This window comes from Streptomyces sp. NPDC048434 (assembly GCF_043200375.1).
Classification (GTDB): Bacteria; Actinomycetota; Actinomycetes; order Streptomycetales; family Streptomycetaceae; genus Streptomyces.
In genome coordinates this window covers 43,596-68,378 of record NZ_JBICXQ010000017.1, presented here as the reverse complement: position 1 = coordinate 68,378, position 24,783 = coordinate 43,596, and the positions used below count along the sequence as shown (strand labels likewise).

Here is a 24,783-nt window from a genome sequence, read left to right as displayed (position 1 = left end):
CTCACCGCCCGACGGTTATCCACAGCCCTTTCCCTCTCCGTCACACGCGCGTACAACAGTTTTCACGCAGTGCAACGAGCCGGCCGCGCAGCGGAATCGGACGAGCACGACACGGCACGGGGGTGGGGATGGAACGGCGCGATGTTCTGAGACTTTCAGCGGTTGCGGGCGCGACGGGCGCGCTTACGCTCGGACGTGTGAGCTTCGCCGACGCAACGCCCGCTGCCGGGCTGTCCGGAGGCGGGCCGGGCGAGCGGACCCGGCGGGTGACCGGTCATCTGCCCACGGGCGCGCCGGACTTCGTGTATCTGCCGGTCGAGGTGCCGCACAGGGTCCGAGAGATCGCCGTTGCCTACAGCTACGACAAGCCCGCGGTCCCCGAGGGCACGACCGGCAACGCCTGCGACATCGGCATCTTCGACGAGCGGGGCACGGACCTCGGCGGCGCCGGCTTCCGCGGCTGGTCGGGCGGGGCGCGTACGGAGTTCTTCCTGCGCGCCGACGAGGCCACCCCCGGATATCTGCCGGGTCCCGTCAACGCCGGCACCTGGCACATCACCCTGGGGCCGTACACCGTCGCGCCACAGGGGCTGTCCTACGACGTCACGATCACCTTGCGGTACGGGCCCCAGGGACACACCCCGGCACCCGTCCATCCGCCCGAGCGTGCCCGGGGCCGGGGCCGCGCCTGGTACCGCGGCGACAGCCATCTGCACTCCGTCCACTCCGACGGCAAACGCACCCCCGCCGAGATCGCGGCGCTGGCCCGCGCCGCCGGGCTGGACTTCATCAACACCTCCGAGCACAACACCACCTCCGCGCACCGCGCCTGGGACGGCCTGTGGGGCGATGACCTGCTGATCCTGACCGGCGAGGAGGTCACCACCCGTAATGGGCACGTGGTGGCGATGGGCACCGACCCCGAGGTCTTCATCGACTGGCGCTACCGGGCCCGCGACAATGCCTTCGGGAAGTTCGCGCGCGCCATCCGGCGGGCCGGGGGTCTGGTCATTCCGGCACATCCACACGCCACCTGCATCGGCTGCAACTGGAAGTTCGGGCTGAACGAAGCCGATGCGGTGGAGGTCTGGAACGGCCCGTACACCCCCGATGACGAGATCACCCTCGCCGAGTGGGACAACACCCTGGTCGCACACACCCGTGGCCGCGCGGACTGGCTGCCGGCCGTCGGCCACAGCGACGCCCACCGCGCCCCGGATGTCGTGGGCCTGCCGCAGACCGTGGTGCTCGCCGACGATCTCTCGCGCCGTGCCCTGCAGGACGGCATCCGGGCCGGCCGGGTCTGGATCGCCGAGTCATCGAAGGTCGATCTGGCCTTCTCCGTCACCGGTGAGCGCGGCGAACACGCCGGGATCGCCGAGCGCCTGGAGGCCCCCCGTACGGCGAAGGTCACGGCGCACCTCAAGGTGTCCGGCGCTCCGGGCTGCACGGTCTCCTTCGTCACCGACCAGGGGCGGCTGTACTCGACCCCGCTGCCCGCCTCGGGTGACGGCACCGTCAGCTGGCAGACCACCCCGGATTACGCCGCCTATATACGCGCGGAAGTCCGCCACCCGTCGACGACTGCGGGTCTGCCGGGCCCCATGGCGGCCATAACCAACCCGGTCTTCCTCGGCCACTGGGGCTGAGCGCGGCGCTGAGAGGAACCGGGCGCCGACGAAAGCCGGAATAACCGGAGTGACCCGCCGGTTACGTAGGGCGTCAGCGTCAGCGCCACCCCTTAGGGAGAATCCCGATGCGTGCCCTTGTTGTCGATCACTCCGTACCCGGCCGGCTTGCCCTGGGCGAGGTCGCCGATCCCGTTCCCGGCCCCGACGAGGTGCTGGTCAAGATCAGCGCGATATCGCTGAACTACGGTGAGCTGCCCAAGTCCGACGACGACGCCGAGGGCACCGTCCCGGGCTGGGACGCCGCCGGCGTGGTCGAGCGGGCCGCCGCCAGTGGCCGCGGCCCCAAGCCCGGCGACCGCGTCATCACCTGGGGCTGGAACGCGGGCTGGGCCGAGCTGCGCGCCGTCCCGGTCGATGAACTCGCCGTGCTACCCGACTCGGTGGACTTCACGACGGCCGCCGCCCTCCCCGTGGCCGGACTCACGGCGCTGCGCGCGCTCCGCACGGCCGGGGTGCGGCCCGGACAGCGCGTCGCCATCACTGGCGCGTCCGGCGGCGTGGGGCGCTTCGCCGTCCAACTCGCCCACCAGGCGGGCGCCGAGGTGGTCGCGTTCGTCGGCAGCCCGGCGCGCGGTGCGGGCCTGGCGGCGCTCGGCGCGGACCATGTTCTGACCGGTGCGGCTGATCTCAGCGACCCGGTGGACGTGGTGCTGGACAACGTCGGGGGCGCACTGCTCGGCGAGCTGCTCGGCCGGATATCCCCCGACGGCACGGTCATCTCCATCGGCGCCACCTCGGCCGAGCCGACGCCGCTCCAGCCGTACCAGCTGGTCGTCGGCCGGCTGAAGCTGATCGGTATTCAGGCGGGCGGCGATACGGGACCCGATCTGGCCCACCTCGTCCGCCTCGTCGCCGAGGGCCGCCTTGAGTCGAGCGTGGACCGGGTGGCGGACTGGGCACAGGCCGGCGAGACCGCCACCGCCCTGATCAACCGCGAGATCCGCGGAAAGGCGGTCCTGACGGTCGGGTGAACACGCAGGCCGGATAAGCCGGTTCATCGGCGCCGGCTCGCGGGCGCCGCCCGGTGATGGTGGGTGGCGCCGGCAATGGTGGATGGCGCCCGGCATTGGTGGGCGGTGCCCGGCGATGGTGGGTGGCGGGTAAGCCGGTTCAACGACCCGGTCGCGGGCCCCGCCCGGTGATGACGGGCCGGCGGAGGTTCGCCGAACGGCCGCAGGCCGCTCGCCGTGAATCACTGTCGGGCCGTCGACGTGCAGATCGCCTGGCCATTCCGGCCCAGCGAGCGAGCGCCCCCGGTGGTGTTCGCCGTGCAGCGCCGTGGGGGCCGATGTGAGTGCCCGTCATGAGTGCCCGCCGCGACGGCCGGAGGCCACGTAGTTTGGCGGGGATCGGGACCAGTCGCGGGGAATCATGACCAGTCCGGGAGGGGCCTTCATGCGTGCAATGCAGTTCGAGCGATTCGGTGACCCGGAGGTGCTGACGGAGGCCGATGTGCCGGACCCGGTGGCGGGGCCGGGCGAGACCCTGGTCGAGGTGGAGGCAGCGGGCGTCAACTTCGGCGACATCAAGCAGATCGCGGGCGAGCAACCCGACGGTCGGTACGCACCGAAGGGCCCCGCTGCCGCGGATCCCCGGCATGGAGGTCGTCGGCCGGACCGCGGACGGCCGGCGGGTCCTCGGCTATGTCGTGCAGGGTGGCTATGCGGCGAGGACGGTCGTCCCCGACCGTGATCTGGTCGCGTTACCGGAGGGGGTGAGCGCGGGCGAGGCGCTGGCTCTGCTCGTACAGGGTTTGACGGCGTGGCATGTGCTGCGGTCGGTCGCCCGCGTGCGGCCCGGCGAGAGCGTCGTGGTCCATGCCGCCGCGGGCGGGACGGGCAGTCTCGCCGTCCAGCTGGCCCGGGAGTTCGGCGCAGGACGTGTCATCGCTACGGCGTCATCGGAGGCGAAGCGCGCCTTCGCCCTCGAACTCGGCGCGGACGCGGCGATCGACGGCGACGCGGAGGGCTACCGGGAGCGGGTCCTCGATGCCAATCAGGGCCGCCCCGTCGACATCATCCTGGACGCCATCGGTGGCCCGGTCCTCGACTCCGCCTTGGACGCACTCGGGTACCTCGGGCGCCTGGTCACGTACGGCGCCTCGTCCCGGCAGGCCGCCTCTGCCGTAGCCCCGAGCCGCCTCGCGGTGGAGAACATCGGTGTCGCCGGCTTCTGGCTCATCCCGCTCATCACCCGGAACGGGGCCGGCGGGCCCGTGCTGGAGGAGCTGCTCGACCTCACGGCACGGCGACGCCTGCGGCCACTGGTCGAACCATGAACAGGACGTTAAGCGCTGCTGTATCCGTATCCGGAAGGTCATCCTCCGCACATCCGGCCTTCACTACACAGGCATCACCGGCCAATCAGCCATGCAACACGAACCGAATCACAAGTTGAGCCTTTGACTTAATCGTTTCGACATACATCTTCCGCATTGCGAGAACCGCAGCGCTGTCCGTTTTACCCCGTTTCCAAATTTTCCCGTCGGACTCCTGAAGACCCCACGAAGCCCTCCCCCTCCCTCCCCCTCCCTGCACAACAGCGCCCCCGGTCCACGTCCCCCGGCACCCCCGACACCCGCCCCCCGGCTCCGCCCTCACCCCGGCCAAACGATCGCCTGCAGCTCGCTGTACGCGTGCAGCGCGTACGAGCCCACGTCCCGCCCGACCCCGCTCTTCTTGAAGCCTCCGAAGGGCGCTTCCATGTTCCGGCCGACCGTGTTCACGCCGACCCCGCCGGCCCGCAGCTGCCGGGCCACCCGGAAGGCGCGGGCGATATCGCCGGACCACACATAGTCGATGAGCCCGTAGTCGCTGTCGTTGGCGAGGGCCACCCCTTCTTCCTCCTCGTCGAAGGGCACGACCACGACGACCGGACCGAAGATCTCCTCCCGCACGACCCGCATGTAGTGGGTGCAGTCGGCCAGCAGCGTCGGCGCGACGTAGAAGCCGCGCCCCGGAGCGGACGGCCGTTCACCGCCCACCACGACCCGTGCGCCTTCCTTCCTGCCCAGCTCCACATAGGACTCGATCCGGTCGCGGTGCGCGGCCGAGATCACCGGTCCGACCACCGTCCCCTGCGCACGGGGGTCGCCGACCTTGAGGTGCCCCAGGTACTGCGCCAGCCGCTCCACCAGCGCCTCGTACAGCCCTCTCTGCACGATCACCCGCGTCGGCGCCGTACAGATCTGCCCGCTGTAGAAGGAGTACGTCGTGCCGATACCGGCCACCGCCGAGTCCAGGTCCGCGTCGTCGAAGACCACCGCGGCGCCCTTGCCGCCCAGCTCCATGAGCTGGCGTTTCATCCCGCGTCCGCACACCTCGGCGATGCGCTGCCCGACCGCCGTGGAGCCCGTGAAGCTCACCATGTCCACGTCCGGCGAGTCCACGGCAGCCTCGCCGGCCTCCGCGGATGCGCCGCTCACGACGTTCACCACCCCCGGCGGCGCGCCCGCCTCCGCCAGCGCCGCCGCCATCCGGTACACCGACAGCGGGTCCTGCGGAGCGGGCTTCACGACGACGGTGTTGCCCATCGCCAGGGCCGGAGCGACCTTGCCCGCCGGGTTCGCCCACGGGTTGTTGTACGAGGTGATGCAGGTGACGACGCCGACGGGCCGGCGGGCCGCGAGAGCACCCAGCACAGCCGCCTTCCCCATCGGCCCCGCCTCGTTGATCTGCGGCGGCAGCCCCTGCTCGACCGGTTCCAGCGCCCCCTTCGCATACCGCCGGAAGCGCGCCACCCCCACCGCGACCTGCATCCCGCGCGCGGTCCCGGTCGTGGCGCCGCTCTCCGTCTGGGCAAGCTCCGCGTGCGCCGTGAAGTCGCGCTGGATCACGTCCGCGGCCCGGTCGAGGATCGCGGCGCGCTCCTGGGGCGACGTACGGGACCAGGCCCCGAAGGCCTCCCGCGCCGCGGCCGCCGCCTCGTACACCTGCGCCCGGCTCGCCTCGGGTGCGAGCCCGACCACCGCCTCCGTCGCCGGGTCGATGACCTCGTAGTGACCGCCGTCGGGCTCGACCCACTCACCATCGATGAACAGCCGCCCTGCGGTGGTCACTTGACGCTCACCGCCCCCACGTCCCGCACCGAGGGCCTCGTTTCGCACCCATCCCACCCCAAGGGCCTCGTTCCCCACGCGCCCCGCCCGACCGGCGTCACCTCAGCCACATCCCGCCCCACCGGCATCACCTCGTACGCGCCCCGCCCCACCGGCCTCACTTCGTACTCACCGTCCTCGTGTCCCGCCCCGACCGCAGCACCGTCCCCGGCACCGCGCCGGTCACCACGTCCTCGCGGATCGTCTCGACGCCGTTGACCCACACCGCGTTGATGCCGATCGCCCGGGAGTCCAGCCGTGGGCTGTCGCCGGGCAGATCGTGCACGAGGGTGGCCTTGCCCGCGTCGATCCGTTCCGGGTCGAAGAGGACGAGGTCCGCGTGCCAGCCCTCCTCGATGCGGCCCCTCTCGCGCAGGCCGAAGAGCTGTGCGGGGTCGTCGGTGAGCATCTTCACCGCCTGCTCAAGGCCCATCAGCTTCCTGCCCCGCAGACAGTCGCCGAGGAAGCGCGTCGTGTACGGGGCACCGCACATCCGGTCCAGATGAGCGCCCGCGTCCGACCCGCCGAGCAGCACGTCCTCGTGCTGCCAGGTCTCGGCACGCAGCGCCCAGGAGTCCGGGTCGTTGTCGGTGGGCATCGGCCACAGGACCGTCCGCAGCTGGTCGTTGGCGCAGATCTCGACCATGCAGGCGAAGGGTTCCTGGCCGCGCTCGGCCGCGATGTCCCGCACGACGCGCCCGGTGAGGCCGTCGTTGGCCGGGGAGTAGGTGTCCCCGATGACATACCGGCCGAAGTGGGTGAGCCGCCGGAAGACGCCCGCCTCCTTGCTGTGCGCGCGCCGCAGCATCTCGGCCCGGACGTCGGGGTCGCGGAGCTTCTCGATGCGCTCGGGCACCGGCAGGCTCAGGACATCGCCCCAGCCGGGGATCAGGTTCAGGGCGCAGAAGGTGCCGAGGGACATGTTCATGGGGGTGAGGATCGGCATCGTCAGGGCGACGATCCGGCCGCCGGCCTCCCGGGCCCGCTCGCCGGCCATCAGCTGGCGCGGCACCCGCTCGGGCACCGACGCGTCGATCGTCAGCACGTTCCAGTTCAGCGGGCGGCCGGCCGCCGCGCTCATCTCCACGAACAGCTCGATCTCGGCATCGCTGAACTGATCGAGACAGCCCGCCACGATCGCCTCGATCTGGGTGCCCTCGTGCGCGGCGACGGCCCGCGACAGCGCGAGCAGCTCCGCCGGTTCGGCGTGCCGGGAGGCGACCGGCTTCCCGTCGCCGTCGGAGTGGGTGGACGACTGCGTGGTGGAGAAACCCCACGCCCCCGCCTCCATCGCCTCGTGGAAGAGCGCCAGCATCTCTTCCATCTGCTCGGGCGTCGGCTGCCCGCCGACGGCATCGGCACCCATGACGTACCGCCGCAGCGCGCAATGTCCCACCATGAAGCCCGCGTTGACGGCGATCCGCCCCTCCAGCGCGTCCAGGTACTCGCCGAACGAGTTCCACGTCCAGGGTGCGCCGTCTTCGAGCGCCACCAGGGACATGCCCTCGACCTTGGACATCATCCGGCGGGTGTAGTCGGCGTCGGCGGGCCGCCCGGGGCGCAACGGTGCCAGGGTGAAACCGCAGTTGCCGCCCGCCACGGTCGTCACACCGTGGTTGAGCGAGGGGGTCGCGTACGGGTCCCAGAACAGCTGCGCGTCGTAATGGGTGTGCGGATCGACGAAGCCGGGGGCGAGGACCCGACCGGTCGCGTCCTCGCTGGTCCTCGCCTCCTCGGTGACGGCGTCGGGCTGGGCGACGACGGCGATACGGCCGTCGCGGATGCCGACATCGGCGGTGTACGAAGGCGCGCCCGTCCCGTCCACAACGGTCGCGCCCTTGATCAGGTGGTCGAGCATGGGCGGTGCGCCCCCTTCCCCTCGGCGGAATTCAGCTGCCCGCGGCCTGACGGAACCGGCTCGTCCGGTGCACCGGATCGGTGTCGATCTTCGGGATCACGTGCTCACCGATGAGCTTGAGCGTGTTCATCGTGTCCTCGTACGACACCCCGATCGGCAGCCCGAAGCTCAGCTGGTCGGCGCCGGCCCGCTCCCAGCGCTTGCACTGCTGGAGCACCTCGTCCGGGTTGCCGCAGATCATCAGCTCCTCGGCGATCAGCAGCTCGATGATCTCGGCGGTGTAGTCGGGCAGCAGCTCGGGCCACTCGGGGATGCCGTCGGGCCGCGGGAAGGTGTCGTGGTAGCGGAAGACCAGCGACTGCAGATAGTTCAGGCCTCCGTTGACGGCGATCTCGACGGCCTTGTCGTGTGTCTCGGCGCAGATCGCGGTGGAGGTGACCATCACGTTGTCATTGACGAAGTCGCCGACCGGCTCGGCGTCCCGGATCGCCGTCTTGTACTGCTCCAGCACCCACTCCATGTCGGAGACCTTCTGCACGCTGAAGCCGAGGACGCCCAGCCCCTTCTTCGCGGCCATGGCGTACGAGGACGGTGAGCCGGCCGCGTACCACATCGCCGGGTGCGAGGCCCCGTACGGCTTGGGAAAGATCTTGCGCGGCGGCAGCTGCCAGTGTTTGCCCTGGAACCCGACGTACTCCTCCTGGAGCCACATCTTCGGGAACTCGGCGATGGTCTCTTCCCAGATCTCCTTGGTGTGGTTCATATCGGTGATGCCCGGCAGGAACCCCAGGATCTCGTGGCTGCCGGCGCCCCGCCCGCTGCCGAACTCGAAGCGGCCCTCGCTGAGATGGTCGAGCATGGCGACCTTCTCGGCGACCTTCACGGGGTGATTGACCTGGGCGAGGGGGTTGAAGATCCCGGACCCCAGATGGATCCGTTCGGTCGCATGGGCCAGATAGCCGAGGAAGACGTCATTGGCGGAGAGGTGCGAGTACTCCTCCAGGAAGTGGTGCTCGGACGCCCAGGCGTACTTGAAGCCGGACTTGTCCGCCTGGATGACGTACTCGGTCTCCTCCATCAGCGCCTTGTGCTCCGCGAGCGGATCGGTCTCGGCCCGCTTGCCCACGTATCCCTGTACAAAGAGCCCGAATTCCAAGGAGGTTCACCGTCCCTGAGCTATTTCTGACGTACCGTCAGATTCGATGTGCCGACTGTTCCACCGCACACGGGGAGCGTCAAGAGCCGTCGCCCGGCCGACTGATGGGCCGTCAGATGATGCTGACCCCCGCCAGCCAGCCGCCGTCGACGACGAACGGCTGCCCGGTGATGTACGACGAGTCCTCGCACGACAGGAAGAGCGCCAGCTTGGCGATCTCCTCCGGCTGACCGATCCGGCCCAGCGGCACCAGCTTCTGGTAGAGCTCGTCCACGGCCCGCTTCGACTCGGCGGGATCGGCGCTCGGATCGAGCGCGGCCGGGTTGGTCATCGGGGTGTCCACCGCCCCCGGGCACACCGCGTTGACCCGGATCTTCTTCGCCGCCAGCTCCACCGCGGCGACCCGGGTGAGACCGAGGACCGCATGCTTGGTCGCGGCATAGGCGCCGACGAAGGCCATGCCCGTCAGAGCCGTGTACGAGGCGGTGTTGACGATCGTGCCGCCACCGGCCGCCTCGATCTCCGGCGCCACCGTACGGATGCCCAGGAAGCAGCCGACCTGATTGACCTGGACGACCTGCTGGAACTCCGCCAGCGGGGTCGACACCAGCTCGTTGAAACGAAGAATCCCCGCGTTGTTGACCAGCCCGTCGATCATCCCGAAGGCGTCCTTGGCCGCGACCACCGCGGCCTGCCAGTCCGCCTCCTGCGTCACATCCAGGTGGACGAAGCGGGCCCGGTCCTCCCCCAGCTCCTTGGCGAGCGCCTCGCCCTGCGCGTCGAGCACATCCCCGAGCACGACCTTCGCGCCCTCCGCGGCGAACAGCCGCGCCTCCTGCTCACCCTGGCCGCGCGCCGCACCCGTCACGATGACAACCCGCCCGTCGAGCTTGCCCATGCCTGCACTCCTCCGCTGGTGAGTTGCTCTTCGCCCGTCCGGGCCGTCAGCCGTTCAGCAACGGCGCGACATCCGTCCCGAACGCCGCCATCTGATCCGACAGTTCGTCACAGCTGCGGCTGCGGAACCGCACCTGGATCTGGTCCACCCCCATGGCCCCGTACTCCCGCAGCGACTCCGCGATCCGCTCCGGCGCCCCGGTCAGGGACCGCCGGCCGACCTCCCACCCCGGCTCGCCGACGTACAGCGGCTCGGCGATGGTGCCGATCACGACGGGCTCCGCCACGCCGGCCGCCTCCCGCAGCCTCCGCAGCTTCCCGATCTGCGCCGGCAGCTCCGCACGCCGGTCCCCCTGCGGCAGCCAGCCGTCACCGCGCACCGCGGCCCGGCGTACGGCGGCGGGCGAGGAGCCACCCACCCAGATCGGCGGCCGCGGCGTCTGCACGGGCCGCGGCGCCTGCCCCAGCCCCTCGAACGTGAACCGCTCCCCCGCGAACTTCGGGAACTCCTCCGGCCCCAGCGCCGCCTTCAGTGCATCGACCGTCTCGTCCAGCACCGCCCCCCGCCGCTCGAAGTCCACCCCGAGCGCCGCGAACTCCTCCGTCACGTGCCCGGCCCCCACCCCGAGAATCAGCCGCCCGCCGGAGAGCCGGTCGAGCGTCGCGTACTGCTTGGCCGTGATCAGCGGATGCTTGAGGCCGACGACGGCGACATGGCTCAGCAGCCGGACGCGCTCGGTAACGGCGGCCAGATGCGCAAGGGTGGCGACCGGGTCATACCAAACGGTGCTCATCGCCTCGGCCAGCCGCCGCGGAATCGCGATGTGCTCACAGCAGGCGATATACGCGAACCCGTACCGGTCGGCGGCCCGCGCGATCGCGACCAGCTCCACGGGCCCCGCCCCGGCCTCCCAGCTCTCCGCATACAGCGTGCTCTGCGACTGCACCGGCAGCTGCATCCCGTACACCAGCCGCCCCGGCTCCGGCCGCCACACCCCACCGCGCATGCCGTCCACCACATGCCCTCCAGCCATATCTGACGCACCGTCATATAGCTTGCGCGGGCCATCGTCGTGCTTGCGGGGCCAACAGGCAAGGGGAGGGGGCAGGGGAGGCCGGTCCCGGACGAGCCGCCGCCCCTCGGGGCCAGGGGGCCTTGAGGAGAAGCTGTCACTCCTCACCCGTGCCGAACTCGCCCTGCTGCCAGAACACGGAGACGACGGGCCCTACGATCTGCGCCCTGCGGCGAGCCGCGCGGACACGACCGGCTGCGCCAACTTCACAGCCGCCTCACGGTTCTCCGTAGCGGTGGACACCTGGAGAAACTCCGTCACGCGACGACCTGATCCCCGACTCGGCGGACGGGGGGACGCCGTGAAGGGCTGACAGCCAGCGACCGCCGCGCCCCGAATTTCCCGCCGTCGCCCCGTCCATCAGCCCGTGCCCCGTCAGCCCCCGCTCCCCGCCGCCGACGGCTCCCAGAGCCCCTCCCCCGTCAACCCCAGCAGCGAAATCGCGTTCCCCCGAACGATCTGTTCCACCACGTCCGGCGCGAGGTGCCCCATCTGGGATTCGCCGACCTCCCTCGACTTGGGCCAGGTGGAGTCGGAGTGTGGGTAGTCCGTCTCGTACAGGACGTTCCCGACGCCGATCGCGTCCAGGTTCTTCAGCCCGAAGGCGTCGTCGAAGAAGCAGCCGTAGACGTGCTCGCTGAAGAGTTCGGACGGCGGACGGAGGACCTTGTCGGCGACACCGCCCCAGCCGCGGTTCTCCTCCCAGACCACGTTCGCGCGTTCGAGGATGTACGGGATCCAGCCGATCTGGCCCTCGGCGTACATGATCTTCAGGTCGGGGAAGCGGTCGAACTTGCCGCTCATCAGCCAGTCGACCATCGAGAAGCAGCAGTTGGCGAAGGTGATGGTGGAGCCGACGGCGGGCGGGGCGTCGGCGGAGGTCGAGGGCATCTTCGACGAGGAGCCGATGTGCATCGCGACGACCGTGCCGGTCTCGTCGCAGGCGCGCAGGAAGGGGTCCCAGTAGTCGGTGTGGATGCTGGGCAGCCCCAGATGGGGCGGGATCTCGCTGAAGCAGACCGCCCGTACGCCCCGGGCGGCGTTGCGCCGTACTTCCGCGGCGGCCAGCTCGGCGTCCCACAGGGGGACGAGGGTCAGCGGGATCAGCCGGCCCTGCGCCTGCGGGCCGCACCACTCCTCCACCATCCAGTCGTTGTACGCGCGTACGCCCAGCAGCCCCAGTTCGCGGTCCTTGGCCTCGGTGAAGGTCTGGCCGCAGAAGCGGGGGAAGGTGGGGAAACAGAGCGCGGACTGGACGTGGTTGATGTCCATGTCGGCCAGCCGTTCGGGCACGCTGAACGAGCCCGGACGCATCTGCTCGTAGGTGATGCCTTCGAGCTTGATGTCGTCGCGGGAGTAGCCGACGGCGGTGTCGAGGCGGGTCAGCGGACGCTGCAGATCTTCGTAGACCCACCAGTCGGCTATCGGGCCGTCCTCCGCCGTGGCGCCCATCTTCGGCGCGAACTTGCCGCCCACGAAGGTCATTTCCTTCACGGGCGCCCGGACGATGCGCGGGCCGAGGTCTCGATACTTCGACGGGAGCCGGTCCCGCCAGACGTTGGGGGGCTCCACCGTGTGGTCGTCCACCGAGATGATCTTCGGGAAGGTCTCCATGCGGGATACGGTAGCGCTGATCTGACGATCCGTCAGTGACGGCGAAAGGGCCGGGCGACAACAGGGGGCGCACGGAAGCACGGTCTTCGCGCCCCCGCCTTGCGTCACTCCGACCTCCGCCCCGATCAGCCGAGGAGGCTTTGTGGACGGTCCGGACCCCTACTGACGTAAGAGGGCGCGACAAGGCAGACTGACGGTTGCGCACAGCGAGGTGGTGCGCACAGTGCGAACAAAATGACTGAGAGCAGGGAGACACCATGGACGACGGTCCGGGGCGGGAGCGGCTCCGCTTCACCGTGCTCGGTCCCGTACGGGCCTGGCGTGGCGCAACGCCGCTGGCAGCGGGCTCCCCGCAGCAGCGCGCGCTGCTCGCCGCGCTACTCCTGCGCGGCGGACACACCGCCACCGCGCCCGAGCTCGTCGACGCGCTCTGGGGCGACGAACCGCCGCATGCCGCACTCGCCGCGCTGCGTACGTACGCCTCCCGACTCCGCAAGGCGCTGGGCGCGGACGCCGACACCCTGGTCAGCGAGTCCGGCGGCTACGCGATCCGGCCGGTGAACGGCCGCGCCCTGGACCTCGACCACGACCTTGCCGAGCAGTACGCCGCCGAGGCGGAGAAGGCCAAGGCCTCCGGCGACCGCCGCCGCGCACGCGAACTCCTCGAATGCGCCCTGGCGCTGTGGGACGGCGAGCCACTGGCCGGACTCGCCGGTCCGTACGCCGATACCCAGCGCACCCGCCTCGAGGAGTGGCGGCTCTCCCTCGCCGAATCCCGGCTCGAACTCATACTGGAAGCCGGCTGCCACGCCGACGCGGTGTCCGAGCTGACCGTACTCACCGCCGCCCACCCGCTGCGCGAGCGGCTGCGGGAACTGCTGATGCTGGCGCTGTACCGCAGCGGACGGCAGGCCGAAGCACTCGCGGTGTACGCCGACACGCGTCGGCTGCTCGCCGATGAGCTGGGGGTCGACCCGTGCGCCTCACTCTCCGATCTTCATCAGCGGATTCTTCGCGCGGACACCGATCTGGACGCACCGCCCGTCACCGACAGCCCGGACTCCGCCGACCAGGTCGCCGTACGCCCACAGCAGCTGCCCGCCACCGTGGCGGACTTCACCGGCCGAACGGCCTTCGTCGCCGAACTCGGTGAACAACTCGCCACTGCCGAGGGCAGCGTGATGGCCGTCTCCGCGCTCACCGGCATCGGTGGCGTCGGCAAGACGACCCTCGCCGTTCATGTAGCGCACGCCGCCCGCGAGCACTTTCCCGACGGGCAGCTGTATGTCGACCTCCAGGGCGCCGGCCACACCCCGTCCGAACCCGAGGCCGTACTCGGTGCCTTCCTGCGTTCCCTGGGCACCCCGGACTCCTCCATCCCCGACGGGCTGGAGGAGCGGGCCGCCCTCTACCGCTCCACCCTCGCCGGCCGGCGCGTCCTGGCGCTGCTGGACAATGCCCGCGACGCCGCGCAGATCCGGCCACTGCTCCCCGGCACGGAGGGCTGCGCCGCCCTGGTCACCAGCCGCGCACGCATGATCGACCTGGCCGGCGCGCACCTCATCGACCTCGACGTCATGAGCCCCGAGGAGGCGATGAGCCTCTTCACCCGGATCGTCGGCGAGGAGCGGGTCACCTCCGAACGCAAGGCCGTCATGGCGGTCGTCGGCGCCTGCGGTTTCCTGCCCCTGGCCATCCGCATCGCCGCCTCCCGCCTCGCTGCCCGCCGTACGTGGACGGTCTCGACCCTGGCCCGCAAGCTCGCCGACGAGCGCCGTCGCCTGGACGAACTCCGCGCCGGCGACCTCGCCGTCAAGGCCACCTTCGAACTGGGCTACGGCCAGCTGGAGCCCCAACAGGCCCGTGCCTTCCGACTGTTGGGACTGGCCGACGGCCCGGACATCTCGCTCACGGCCGCGGCCGCCATCCTCGATCTGGACATCGAGGCTGCCGAGGAGCTGCTGGAGTCCCTCGTGGACACCTCCCTGCTGGAATCCGCTGCGCCCGGGCGCTACCGCTACCACGACCTCGTACGGCTGTACGCGCGCGCCTGCGCCGAACGCGACGAGCAGCCGCCCTCCGAGCGCGCGGCCGCGCTGTCGCGGCTGCTGGACTTCTACTCCGCCACCGCCGCCACCATGTATCTGCTCGAACGCCCCGGCGACCGGCTCGTCGATCACAGGGAGGCCACCTCCTACCCGGGCCTGGAGTTCGCCGACCGCACCACTGCCCTGGAGTGGCTGTTCAGCGAGGCCGGCTGCCTGCTGGCCTGCGCTCGCCAGTGCAGCGGACCGACGACCTTGCGGCGCGCCGTCGACCTCTTGCTGCTCACCAAGGACCTGGCCGAATCCGGCGCCGACGCTCTCCAGTACGAGCAGACCAACGTCTCCTTGCTGGCCGCTGCCCAGGAGAGCGGGGACCAGCATGCGCAGGCGAGGATCCACACCTCGCTCACCTATGCCCGTACGCTCGCAGGACGGCTGAACGAGGCCGACGAGAACGCCAAGTCCGCCATGCTGCTCGGCGTTGCCGCCGGAGACCCGTTCTCCTCCTCGTACGCACCCAACGACCGGGCCATCATCGCCAACTCCCAGCGGCGGCACGCCGATGCGGAGGCCTATCTGCGACAGGCCCTGACCGCGTTCCGGGAGGACCGCAACTGGCAGTCCGAGGCCAGCGCGCTGTGCAACCTCTCCCGTGTCCACCTGGACACCGGGCGGGTGGACAGCGCCATACAGCTCGCGGAAGAAGGCATCGCCATCTACCGTCGGGTGGGCGCCAAGCGCCGGCTCGCCAACGGCATGTACGCACTCGCGCTGGCTTACACACAGGCCAACCGGCTGGCGGAGGCGACCGAGCAGCTTCACGCCGCACTGGCCATCTTCCAGGACAGCCGGCAGAGGTTCTGGGAAGGCATGACCAACTTCCGCCTCGCCGAGGTCGATCTCGCCGCGCGCCAGCCGGCCGCGGCCGCCAACCACGCCGAGCAGGCGCTGGCCGCCCTGCGCGGCATCGGAGGCGAATCCCGGCGAGCCAGTGTCCTCACCACGCTCGGCCGGGCGCTCAACGACATCGGGCACACCGACCGGGCGCGAGTGTGCTGGCAGGAGGCACTGGCCATGTTCGAGCGTGTCGGGTCGCCGGAAGGGAAAACGGTCCAGGCGCTGCTGGCTCCCTCAGTGGTCGCATAAGCGCAGGTGCGGGCGCTCATCGCCGACGTTTATCGATCGTTCATCGGCCAGGGCCAGTCTCTTCCTTACCGATCCGCCGCCTCGGGGGGCAAGCGGCTCGGTGACCAGGTCGCCCCGTTAAGGTGAGCGGCCGTGCCGCGCCCGTCCGGCGGTCCTCGGGGGAGTCTCCGGGCGGGCGTGGCAGTTAGCGCCCACACAGGAGTTGATCGCAATGAGCACCGAGAAGCAGGTACAGCATCTGAGGGACCGCGACGTCGTCAAGCCGCTCGACAATCACCAGCCCATCGCGGGGGCCGGCATCACGCCGCAGGCGTCTCCCCAGACGTCGGCACAGGGGGACCGCGATGTCGTCAAACCCCTCGACAACCATCAGCCCATTGCGGGCAGCGACGTCAGCGCCGTTGCCGATGACAATCACCAGCCGACGCCCGGCGAGCGGATCACCACGGCGGACAACCACCAGCCGGTCGGCAAGCCTCAGTAGCACCAACTGAGCCAACGGGGGTATTCGGGGGATCGCAGGGGCTGGATGTCGTGGCCGGGAGGGGAAGCCACCGACACCAGCCCCTGCGGCATTTCTCCGTTCATGCCGACTGTTTCGCCTGCAGGGCGAGAAGCCGAACATCTGCCCGCATGAACCATTATTTTTATGACACGGGGACACATCCCTTTTCTCATCGAGGAGTTGGCATGACGTACACGAAGAAAGCTCTGGCCGTCGGTGCACTCACGCTCGTCGCCTTCGGTGGCGCCGCTGCGCCGGCCCTTGCCGACAGCCATACGCCCGCCCGGCCTCACTCCGCCATGGTGCTGGACAATCACGCGCCGGTGACGCCGCAGGACAGGCACACGCCGGTGATACCGCTGGACAGCCACACCCCCTGAGTGCCCGAGCCCAGGATTCCGGCCAGTACTTGTATCTGACGATGCGTCAGACCTGAGTGCTACAGTCACGCCACCCGCGACCCGCGAGGAGGCGCCGTGTTCGAGTTCGCCCGCATACACACGCTCTGGGAACTGGTCGAGTACCGGGCGCGGGCCTCGCCCGGGGCGCCGATGTTCTACGACGGGGACGGGCGGAGCGTCACCTTCGACGGGGTGCGCGACCAGGCGCTGCGGGTGGCGGCCGGGTTCCGGCAGCTGGGGATCGGGGCGGGGAGCCGGGTGGCCTGGCAGCTGCCGACGCGGATCGAGACGGTGGTCGCCTCACTGGCGCTGGCCCGGCTCGGGGCCGTACAGACGCCGGTCATCCCGCTCCACCGGGAGCGCGAAGTCGGCTTCATCCTGGCCGAGTCGGCGGCGGAGTTCGTACTCGTACCGGGCGAGTGGCGGGGGTTTGACCACACCGCGATGGTGCGGAAACTCGCCGGGGACGGGGTGCGGGTGATCTCGGTGGCCGACGGGCTGCCGGAGGGGGATCCGGGCGCGCTGCCGGCCGCGGCCGGAGCGGACGGGGGGTCCGACGGGGCGGCCGACGGCACCACCTGGATCTACTACACCTCGGGCACCACCGCCTCCCCCAAGGGCGTCGAGCACACCGACGCCACGCTCCTCGCCGGTGGCATCGGGCTGGCCACTGCGCTCGGGATGTCCGCGGACGACATCGGCTCGATCGCCTTCCCGTACGCGCATATCGCCGGCCCGGACTATGTCATCGCCATGCTGGTCAGCGGGTTTCCCGCGGTCATCCTGGACGCCTTCGAGCCGGGCCGCGCGGCCGCCGTCTACCGGCGGCACGGAGTGACGATGGCCGGCGGCAGCACCGCCTTCTACCAGGCGTTCCTCGATGAGTCGCGGCGCTGTCGGCAGCGGCAGCCGGGGGCCGGGCGGTTGATTCCCTCGCTGCGGCTGCTGTCCGGCGGCGGGGCGCCGATGCCCCCGGAGCTGTATGCGGCCGCCGGGCGGGAGCTGGAGTGCGCGATCGTGCACGGGTACGGCATGACCGAGTGCCCGATGATCACGATGGGCACCCCGTACGACAGCGATGAGCAGTTGTCGCGGACCGTGGGCAAGCCAGTGGTGGGGGCGGAGGTCCGGATCGTCCTGCCGGACGGGAGCGAGGCCGGAACCGGGGAGTCCGGTGAGGTGACGCTCAAGGGGGCGATGCTCTTCCGGCGGTACACCGACCCGGCGCTGACCGCCGGGGCTTTTACCGACGACGGCTTCTTCCGCACCGGTGACCTGGGGTATCTGCGTCCCGACGGGCATCTGGTGCTGACCGGACGGCTGAAGGACATCATCATCCGCAAGGGCGAGAACATCTCCGCGCAGGAGATCGAGGACCTGGTGCACACCCATCCCGCGGTGGCGGAGGCGGCGGTGATCGGGCTGCCGGACCGCGAGCGCGGCGAGCGGGTGTGTGTGGTGGTCACGCCCGTCGATCCGGCCGCGCCGCCGCTGACCCTGGACGGGCTGACCGCGCATCTGCGGTCGGCCGGGCTGATGACGCAGAAGCTGCCGGAGCAGCTGGAGATCGCCGGCGAGCTGCCGCGCGGCGGGCCGCTGGACAAGGTGCTCAAGGCGGTGCTGCGGGAGCGGTATACGGAGTAGCCGGGGACTTTACGGCGGTGTGGCGATGAGTTCGGGAGGCCGGCGGAGTCTTCACTGGGAGCGTCACCGGAGGGATGCGCGGCACCCCTCCGGTGGCACGACCCGGCAGAGCGCCCCTGGCAGGACGGAAGGACCCGGACGATGACCGACACGATCGACTTTGCTGCGCAGGCCCGGCTGGTGTCGCAGCTGGCGGCACAGACCGCCGATGAGCAGCTCGACGCCCCCACGCCTTGCGAGGCCTACGCGGTGCGCCATCTGCTGGGCCACCTCGTCGGCCTGTCCGCGGCGTTCCAGCACACCGCGCGCAAGGACCTGGGGCCGATGACCAATGTCGACCCGAATGCGGCGGTTCCCGATGTGGAGCCCGGCTGGCGGGCCGAGCTGGACCGGAACCTCCGCGGAATGGCCGAGGCCTGGCACGATCCGCAGGCCTGGGAGGGCGAGACCCAGGCGGGCGGGGTGACCCTGCCCGCCGCCATCGCGGGCCGGTTCGCACTGAACGAGCTGGTGCTGCACGGCTGGGATCTGGCGCGCGCCACCGGCCAGGAGTACGCACCGGACACGGCCGGCCTCGGGGTGTCGTATGCGCTGCTCGCGCCGCTGGCCGAGGGCCCGGACCGGGTGCCGGTGTTCGGCCCGCCCGTGGAGGTGGCGGCGGATGCACCGCTCCTCGACCAGGTGGTGGCGCTCAGCGGCCGCCGGCCCGACTGGACGCCGCCGGGGGCGTGAGGGGCGCCGGCGGTACGGCGGCCGGGTCACGCCGGAGCGGGGCCCGGGGCTCCGCTCCGCAGCCGGGTCTTGAGGATCTTGCCGCTGGCGTTGCGCGGGAGCTCGGCGACGAAGGCGACCTCCCGCGGGACCTTGTAGTTGGCCATCTCGCGGCGCGACCAGGCGATCAGATCGTCGGCGGTGAGCAAGGAGCCGGCCCGGCGGACCGCATAGGCCTTGCCGACCTCGCCGAGGCGGCGGTCGGGTATGCCGACGACGGCGACCTCGGCGATGTCCGGGTGACGGCCGAGGAGTTGCTCTATTTCGGCCGGATAGGCGTTGAAGCCGCCGACGATGAACATGTCCTTGATGCGGTCGGTGATCCGGAGGTTGCCGTCCGCGTCGAGGACGCCCACGTCGCCGGTGCGCAGCCAGCCGTCGGGGGCGAGCACACGGGCGGTGCCGGCCGGGTCCTCGAAGTAGCCGGACATCACGTGATAGCCGCGGACGTGCACCTCGCCGGGGTCGCCGGGCGGCGCCGGGCGGCCCGCGGCGTCGACGATCCGGACCTCGGTGCCGGGGATGGCCCGGCCGGAGGTCGTGGCGATGACTTCGGGCGGATCGCCGCGGCGGCACATCGTGACGACGCCCGAGCTCTCGGAGAGGCCGTACGCCGTCAGAACGGTGGAGATCTTCAGCTCGCTGCGCAGCCGCTCGACCAGCTCCAGGGGGACCACGGCGGCGCCGGTGACCACCACGCGCAGCGCGGAGAGGTCGTGCAGGGCGCGGACGGGGTGGTCGAGGATCTGCTGATGGAGGGTGGGCGGTCCGGGGAGTACGGAGATCCGCTCGGCGGCGATATTGGCGAGCGCGGTCTCCACGCTGAAGACCGGCTGCGGGACCATCGTCGCGCCGCGCAGCAGACAGGCGATGATCCCGGCCTTGTAGCCGAAGGTGTGGAAGAACGGGTTGACGATCAGATAGCGGTCGCCCTCCCGGAGGCCGGCCAGTTCGCTCCACACGTCGTAGGCACGCAGGGTCTGTGCATGCGTGATCACGGCGCCTTTGGGGCGGCCGGTGGTGCCGGAGGTGAAGATGATGTCCGAGGGGGCGTCGGGGTCCAGGGCGTCGGCCCGGCCGCGGACCGTTTCCGGGGACACCGCCGCTCCGTCGGCGAGAAAGTCCTGCCAGGTGGCGAAGTCGGCTGGGGCGTCCTCGGAGAGCACCACGACCTTTTCCAGCTGCGGCAGTCCGGGCAGCGGGCCGCGGCCGGTGCCCTCCTGGGCGGCGCGGCGGAGTGAGGCGACGTAGGACGTGCCGAGGAAGGTGCCGGTGACGAAGAGGAGCTTGGCGCGGGTGCGGCGCAGGACGTAGGCGGCTTCGGTGCCCTTGAAGCGGGTGTTGACGGGGACGAGGACGGCGCCGGCGGTGACGGCCCCGAGGGCGGAGACGATCCAGTCGAGGGTGTTGGGCGCCCATACGGCGACGCGGTCGCCCGCTGCGACCCCGGAGGCGATACAGGCGGCCGCCGCCTTTTCCACCCGCTCGCCGAGCTCGGCGTACGACACCCGGGTGCGGCCCTCGACCACGGCCTCCCGGGAGGCGTACCGCCGGGCGGCCGTGCGCACCAGCCGGGGGATGGCGCCGTACTCCAGATCCGCCCGCGCCTCCAGGTCGTCGCACATCGCGCTGCCTCCCGCCAAAGAGCCGTACGCCACTAGCTGACTACCCGTCAGATTAGCGGTAGCCTCCTCCGCTGTCAGCACTGACGACCGACCACGGAGGTGGCGATGGGGGCGACCCTCAAGGACGCTACGGCGATAGCCGGCATCGGACAGACTCCGTTCGCCAGACAACTCCCCGCATCCGAGAAGACCTTGGCCTGCCGCGCGATCATCGCGGCGCTGGACGACGCCGGGATCGCGCCCTCGGAGGTGGACGCCTTCGCCTCCTACACCATGGAGGAGACCGACGAGGTCGAGATAGCCAAGGCCATCGGCGCCGGGGACCTCACCCACTTCTCCAAGGTCGGCTACGGCGGCGGCGGTTCCTGCGCCACGGTGGCCCATCTGGCAGCCGCCATCGCCACCGGCCAGGCGAGCGTCGGCGTCGCCTGGCGGTCCCGCAAACGCGGGTCGGGACCGCGCCCCTGGAAGAACACCCAGGTCCAGCTGCCCACCCCGGGACAGTGGACCCGCCCCTTCGGACTGCTGCGCCCCGCCGACGAGATCGGCATGCTGGCCCGCCGCTATATGCACGAATTCGGCGCCACCCGCGACCACCTCTTCAATGTCGCGCTCGCCTGCCGCAACCGCGCCAACCAGAACCCGGCCGCGATCATGTACGAGCGCCCGCTGACCCGCGAGATGTATATGACCGCCCGCTGGATCAGCGAGCCGCTCTGCCTCTTCGACAACTGCCTGGAGACCGACGGCGCGCTGGCCTGTGTCGTGGTCTCCGCCGAGCGGGCCCGCGACTGCCGGCAGCGGCCCGTCTACGTCCACTCCGCCGCCCAGGGCCTGCCCGCCCAGCACCACGGCATGGTCAACTACTGGAACGACGACCCGCTCACCGGCCCCGCCTGGACCGCCGCCCGTCACCTGTGGAAGGGCGCCGACCTCGGACCGCAGGACGTCGACGTGGCACAGATCTATGACGCCTTCACCCCCCTGATCCCCCTCTCGCTGGAGGGCTACGGCTTCTGCGGACGCGGTGAGGGCGCGGCCTTCACCGAGGGCGGCGCGCTGGAGATCGGCGGCCGGCTCCCCCTCAACACCGGCGGCGGCGGTCTCTCCGAGGCGTACGTCCACGGTTTCAACCTCATCACCGAAGGCGTCAAGCAGCTGCGCGGCACCAGCACCGCACAGGTCCCCGACGCCGCCACCTGCCTGGTCACCGCGGGCGAGGGCGTCCCCACCTCGGCCCTGCTGCTGAGGAGTTGATACGCCATGAGCGCTGGTGAATCCGTTCGCGATGCCATGTCCCCGATGGTGGCACCCGCCACTGACAACCGGCCCGACAGCGGCGCCGGCCTGCTGCTTCCCGTCCCCGATGACGACGGGGCACCCTTCTGGGAGTACACCGCCAGGGGAGAGCTGCGCATCCAGGCCTGCTCCGGCTGCGACGAACTGCGCTTCCCGCCCCGGCCCTGCTGTCCGCACTGCCAGTCGTTCGCCGCTCGCTGGCAGCGGATGAGCGGCCGCGGCCGCATCTGGTCCTATGTGCTGCCGCACCCGCCGCTGCTGCCCGCGTACGCCGACCAGCCGGGGTACAACGCGATCGTCGTGGAGCTGGCCGAGGCCCCGCGTATCCGCCTCGTCGGCAACCTCGTCGCCGCCGCGGACGCCCCCCTCAACTCCGTGGAACCGGCGCGGCTGCGCATCGGCGCCCCGGTGAAAGCCGCCTTCCACACCATGCCAGGAGGCGTGACCGTACCCCGCTGGCTCCTGGAGCGCCCGTGACGGTCCGCACGGAGATCGAGGACGGCGTCGCCCTGGTCACCCTCGACCGGCCCGAGCGGCACAACGCCGTCGACCTGGACACCGCCGCCGAACTCGCCGCCGTCTGGCGGGCGTTCCGCTTCGACGACGCCGTACGGGCCGCGGTGGTCACCGGCGCCGGCGGCCGGGCCTTCTGCACCGGCATCGACCGCTCCGCCGACGTCCCCCAGCCGCCCTCGCCCTACTCCCTCGACGACCCCATGATCCGCATCGGCCCGAAGGCCAACGACCTGTGGAAGCCGGTCATCGCCGCCGTGGACGGAATGGCCTGCGGCGGCGCGTTCTATCTCCTGGGCGAGGCCGAGTTCCTCATCGCCTCAGAGAACTCCACCTTCTTCGACCCGCACACCACCTACGGGATGGTCAGCGCGTACGAGTCCATCTACATGGCGCAGCGGATGCCCTTAGGGGAGATCGCCCGGCTGGCCCTGATGGGGACCGCGGAGCGGCTGGGCGCCCCCCGCGCATACGAGATCGGGCTGGTCTCCGAGCTGACCGCACCCGGCGCCGCGGCCGAGGTGGCACTGCGCCGCGCGGCCGTGCTCGCCGCCCAGCCGACCGAGCCGGTCCAGGGCACCGTACGCGCCCTGTGGGCGGCCAAGGAGGCGGCCCGGACACAGGCCCTGGCACACGCCCCCCAGCTGATCGCGCTGGGCAATCTGCCCCCGGACCGCCAGGCCGGGCTGTTCGCCGCCCGCACCCGCCACGACGACCGGGGCGGCGGGCAAGAGGGTCGGCCCCCGGTCCGGTGACCCCTACATCCGTGTCTTGTGCGCCCGCGTGATCCGGCAGGTGTACCAGAACTGCCCGACGGAGGACTGATTGACCGTGTACTTGGCGGTGTACGTCTCGGTGTCGCCGGGGCCGACGATGATCGAGCGCTCGTGCAGCCCGTACGCCTTGCCGTCGGCCGGCTTGGCCTTCATCCAGTTGACGGCCATGTCATAGGAGAAGGAGTCGGTCGTCGACGGATTGGTGAGGGAGACCGTGTACGTGAACTGGCGCAGCGAATTGGAGTAGTCGCAGTTGCTGCCGCTGGCGTCCGACCGCCCGTCCGGGTCGTAGGTCTCCTGGGTCGGCGAGGGCGAGAAGGTGGGCTCGTCCGTCGGGGTGGGGTCGTTCGGGTCGTACCCGCTGCTCGACGTGGGGCTCGGGATGTACGTCGGCACGTGGACCCGAGGCCGGCTGAAGGCGCAGCCGCCGACCGTGGCGACCGTGGCCAGTGCCAGTCCGGTCGCCGCCGCTGCCCTGATACCCGTACGGGCGGAACCGCGGCCGCCCATGCGTGTGCGCTGCTTCATTCTGCTGTCCATCCCCCGTGAAAACTCTGAACCCATCAGCCATGGTTTGACGCGTACACGGCACCCTAGCAAGGCCGGGTGACACCCCGTACGGGCCCCGGCAACGCGGGCGGGCGTACTTCTCTCGCGAGCACAGAGGCTCAGGCGTAGCGTCGGTCACGGAGGATGACCGGACGACTCGAAGCGAGGCGACGCCCGTGGTGCGCAACGTTCTCGGGTCGCTGATCGCCCTCGCCGGAGCGGCGGCCGCCGTCTGGAGCCCCTTCCGTCCCTGGTACGACGGCCGTCACGGCAGCGACGTCCGGATCGAAGACCTCTTCAACGGCATCACCCGCAACAGCGCCGCGCTCTTCGGCTCCGTCGTCCTCCCCATGGCGTTCGCCGCCCTGCTGACCCTGATCGGCGTTGCCCTGCGTTCCCGGGCGCTGGTCACCGTCGCGGGCCTGGTGGTACTCGGTTTCACGATCCTGTGGATGGTCCGCCAGGGGCAGGCCGCCAGCGAGCTGACGGCCGGTGCCCGCGGCCTCGGGGTGGGCGTGGCCAGCGCGTTGGGCGGCGGCGCGCTGCTGCTGCTCGGCGCCCTGGTCATGCGCGGCCGCGGCCGGCGGGTCTATGACCGCGGCTATGACGACCGGCGGTACGACGACGGGCGCTACGGGCCCTCCGCGCACGACGACCGCTACGACGAGCGTGCGCCCTACGACCCGCACACGCCCTACCCGCCGGGGACGCCCGAACCATGGGACGCGGGCCGCCCCGGGGCCGAGGAGTGGAACCCGGAGCCGTACCCGACGGGCCCCGGCACCACCGGACCCCCGGCAGGCCCCGCGACGCCCGGCGGACCCCACCACGGCGCCCACGGCCCGCACCAGGACACCCCCACCGCTCCCCTGCCGGTCACCCCGCCGCCGCCACCGCCCACCCAGCAGCAGCGGACACAGTCACCACAACAGCCGCAACAGCCGCAACAACAACCGCCGACCATGCCGGCCCGTCAGCAGCCCCCCACGCCTCCGGTGGAGTGGGGCAAGGAACACCGGCAACCGGGCCCCTCACACCCCGGGCGGTCAGAACGGCCCGAACAGCCCCCCGAGGACCGGGAGTAGCCGGCCGGGCAGATACAGGGGACCGACCCCGCGGCCCGC

At 71.0% G+C, this 24,783-nt stretch carries 20 protein-coding genes and 1 pseudogene; 12 read left to right on the top strand and 9 right to left on the bottom strand.

Annotated elements, in window-relative coordinates; genetic code table 11:
- Positions 1 to 128: 128 nt before the first annotated feature.
- The 3 genes from ACGFWI_RS20910 to ACGFWI_RS20900 all read left to right on the top strand — a co-directional run bounded on the left by ACGFWI_RS20910 (position 129) and on the right by ACGFWI_RS20900 (position 3,969).
- Positions 129 to 1,649 (top strand): CehA/McbA family metallohydrolase, encoded by a 1,521-nt coding sequence (locus ACGFWI_RS20910; protein ID WP_393907465.1) that lies wholly within the window; start codon positions 129 to 131, stop codon positions 1,647 to 1,649.
- 107 nt (positions 1,650 to 1,756) lie between these two features.
- Positions 1,757 to 2,662 carry a zinc-binding dehydrogenase gene (locus ACGFWI_RS20905; protein ID WP_393907464.1) on the top strand — a complete coding sequence of 302 codons (906 nt, stop codon included), beginning with the start codon at positions 1,757 to 1,759 and terminating at the stop codon, positions 2,660 to 2,662.
- A 626-nt stretch (positions 2,663 to 3,288) separates the two neighbouring features.
- Positions 3,289 to 3,969 (top strand): zinc-binding dehydrogenase, encoded by a 681-nt coding sequence (locus ACGFWI_RS20900; protein ID WP_393907463.1) that lies wholly within the window; start codon positions 3,289 to 3,291, stop codon positions 3,967 to 3,969.
- A 318-nt stretch (positions 3,970 to 4,287) separates the two neighbouring features.
- Here ACGFWI_RS20900 and ACGFWI_RS20895 read toward each other — a convergent pair whose 3' ends face one another.
- The 7 genes and pseudogenes from ACGFWI_RS20895 to ACGFWI_RS20865 form a co-directional block, all read right to left on the bottom strand.
- Positions 4,288 to 5,748, bottom strand: coding sequence for an aldehyde dehydrogenase family protein (locus ACGFWI_RS20895; RefSeq protein WP_393907462.1), 1,461 nt, complete (start codon positions 5,746 to 5,748; stop codon positions 4,288 to 4,290).
- 157 nt (positions 5,749 to 5,905) lie between these two features.
- The gene (locus ACGFWI_RS20890) at positions 5,906 to 7,645 is read right to left on the bottom strand and encodes an amidohydrolase family protein (RefSeq protein ID WP_393907461.1); all 1,740 of its coding nucleotides are present in this window, start codon (positions 7,643 to 7,645) and stop codon (positions 5,906 to 5,908) included.
- 31 nt (positions 7,646 to 7,676) lie between these two features.
- On the bottom strand, positions 7,677 to 8,801 hold the full coding sequence (locus ACGFWI_RS20885) for an LLM class flavin-dependent oxidoreductase (protein WP_393907460.1): 1,125 nt from the start codon (positions 8,799 to 8,801) through the stop codon (positions 7,677 to 7,679).
- Positions 8,802 to 8,913: 112 nt separating this feature from the next.
- A complete protein-coding gene (locus tag ACGFWI_RS20880; RefSeq protein ID WP_393907459.1) occupies positions 8,914 to 9,699 on the bottom strand; it encodes an SDR family NAD(P)-dependent oxidoreductase in 786 nt (261 codons plus the stop codon).
- A gap of 46 nt (positions 9,700 to 9,745) precedes the next feature.
- On the bottom strand, positions 9,746 to 10,732 hold the full coding sequence (locus tag ACGFWI_RS20875; protein ID WP_393907458.1) for an LLM class F420-dependent oxidoreductase: 987 nt from the start codon (positions 10,730 to 10,732) through the stop codon (positions 9,746 to 9,748).
- Between the two features lie 139 nt (positions 10,733 to 10,871).
- Positions 10,872 to 11,032: pseudogene (gene cutA, locus ACGFWI_RS20870) on the bottom strand (divalent cation tolerance protein CutA); the annotation flags it as partial.
- Positions 11,033 to 11,146: 114 nt separating this feature from the next.
- The gene (locus tag ACGFWI_RS20865) at positions 11,147 to 12,385 is read right to left on the bottom strand and encodes an amidohydrolase family protein (RefSeq protein WP_393907457.1); all 1,239 of its coding nucleotides are present in this window, start codon (positions 12,383 to 12,385) and stop codon (positions 11,147 to 11,149) included.
- Positions 12,386 to 12,642: 257 nt separating this feature from the next.
- Between ACGFWI_RS20865 and ACGFWI_RS20860 the strand changes: the two genes are divergently transcribed.
- The 5 genes from ACGFWI_RS20860 (at position 12,643) to ACGFWI_RS20840 (ending at position 18,858) form a co-directional block, all read left to right on the top strand.
- A complete protein-coding gene (locus ACGFWI_RS20860; protein WP_393907456.1) occupies positions 12,643 to 15,576 on the top strand; it encodes a BTAD domain-containing putative transcriptional regulator in 2,934 nt (977 codons plus the stop codon).
- A 211-nt stretch (positions 15,577 to 15,787) separates the two neighbouring features.
- Positions 15,788 to 16,060, top strand: a complete 273-nt coding sequence (locus ACGFWI_RS20855; RefSeq protein ID WP_393907455.1) for a hypothetical protein — start codon at positions 15,788 to 15,790, stop codon at positions 16,058 to 16,060.
- Between the two features lie 206 nt (positions 16,061 to 16,266).
- A complete protein-coding gene (locus tag ACGFWI_RS20850) occupies positions 16,267 to 16,461 on the top strand; it encodes a hypothetical protein (RefSeq protein WP_393907454.1) in 195 nt (64 codons plus the stop codon).
- A gap of 96 nt (positions 16,462 to 16,557) precedes the next feature.
- Positions 16,558 to 18,126 (top strand): class I adenylate-forming enzyme family protein, encoded by a 1,569-nt coding sequence (locus ACGFWI_RS20845; RefSeq protein WP_393907453.1) that lies wholly within the window; start codon positions 16,558 to 16,560, stop codon positions 18,124 to 18,126.
- A 141-nt stretch (positions 18,127 to 18,267) separates the two neighbouring features.
- Positions 18,268 to 18,858 carry a TIGR03086 family metal-binding protein gene (locus tag ACGFWI_RS20840; protein WP_393907452.1) on the top strand — a complete coding sequence of 197 codons (591 nt, stop codon included), beginning with the start codon at positions 18,268 to 18,270 and terminating at the stop codon, positions 18,856 to 18,858.
- Between the two features lie 26 nt (positions 18,859 to 18,884).
- Here the strand turns inward: ACGFWI_RS20840 and ACGFWI_RS20835 are convergent, their stop codons facing one another.
- A complete protein-coding gene (locus tag ACGFWI_RS20835; RefSeq protein WP_393907451.1) occupies positions 18,885 to 20,522 on the bottom strand; it encodes a FadD3 family acyl-CoA ligase in 1,638 nt (545 codons plus the stop codon).
- A gap of 105 nt (positions 20,523 to 20,627) precedes the next feature.
- Here ACGFWI_RS20835 and ACGFWI_RS20830 point away from each other — a divergent pair, with 105 nt between their 5' ends.
- Genes ACGFWI_RS20830 through ACGFWI_RS20820 form a run of 3 tightly spaced genes read left to right on the top strand, consistent with a single transcriptional unit; the run spans position 20,628 to position 23,089 of the window.
- On the top strand, positions 20,628 to 21,779 hold the full coding sequence (locus tag ACGFWI_RS20830) for a lipid-transfer protein (RefSeq protein ID WP_393907450.1): 1,152 nt from the start codon (positions 20,628 to 20,630) through the stop codon (positions 21,777 to 21,779).
- 36 nt (positions 21,780 to 21,815) lie between these two features.
- Complete coding sequence (locus ACGFWI_RS20825; RefSeq protein ID WP_393907563.1) at positions 21,816 to 22,298, top strand: Zn-ribbon domain-containing OB-fold protein; 483 nt, start codon at positions 21,816 to 21,818, stop codon at positions 22,296 to 22,298.
- Positions 22,295 to 23,089: an enoyl-CoA hydratase/isomerase family protein gene (locus tag ACGFWI_RS20820; RefSeq protein WP_393907449.1), complete on the top strand. Its 795-nt coding sequence runs from the start codon at positions 22,295 to 22,297 to the stop codon at positions 23,087 to 23,089. The genes ACGFWI_RS20825 and ACGFWI_RS20820 overlap by 4 nt, the downstream gene beginning before the upstream one ends.
- 3 nt (positions 23,090 to 23,092) lie before the next feature.
- On the opposite strand, the gene ACGFWI_RS20815 is transcribed toward ACGFWI_RS20820, so the two are convergent.
- The gene (locus tag ACGFWI_RS20815) at positions 23,093 to 23,638 is read right to left on the bottom strand and encodes a hypothetical protein (RefSeq protein WP_393907448.1); all 546 of its coding nucleotides are present in this window, start codon (positions 23,636 to 23,638) and stop codon (positions 23,093 to 23,095) included.
- A gap of 197 nt (positions 23,639 to 23,835) precedes the next feature.
- Between ACGFWI_RS20815 and ACGFWI_RS20810 the strand changes: the two genes are divergently transcribed.
- Positions 23,836 to 24,744, top strand: a complete 909-nt coding sequence (locus ACGFWI_RS20810; protein WP_393907447.1) for a hypothetical protein — start codon at positions 23,836 to 23,838, stop codon at positions 24,742 to 24,744.
- Positions 24,745 to 24,783 lie beyond the last annotated feature (39 nt).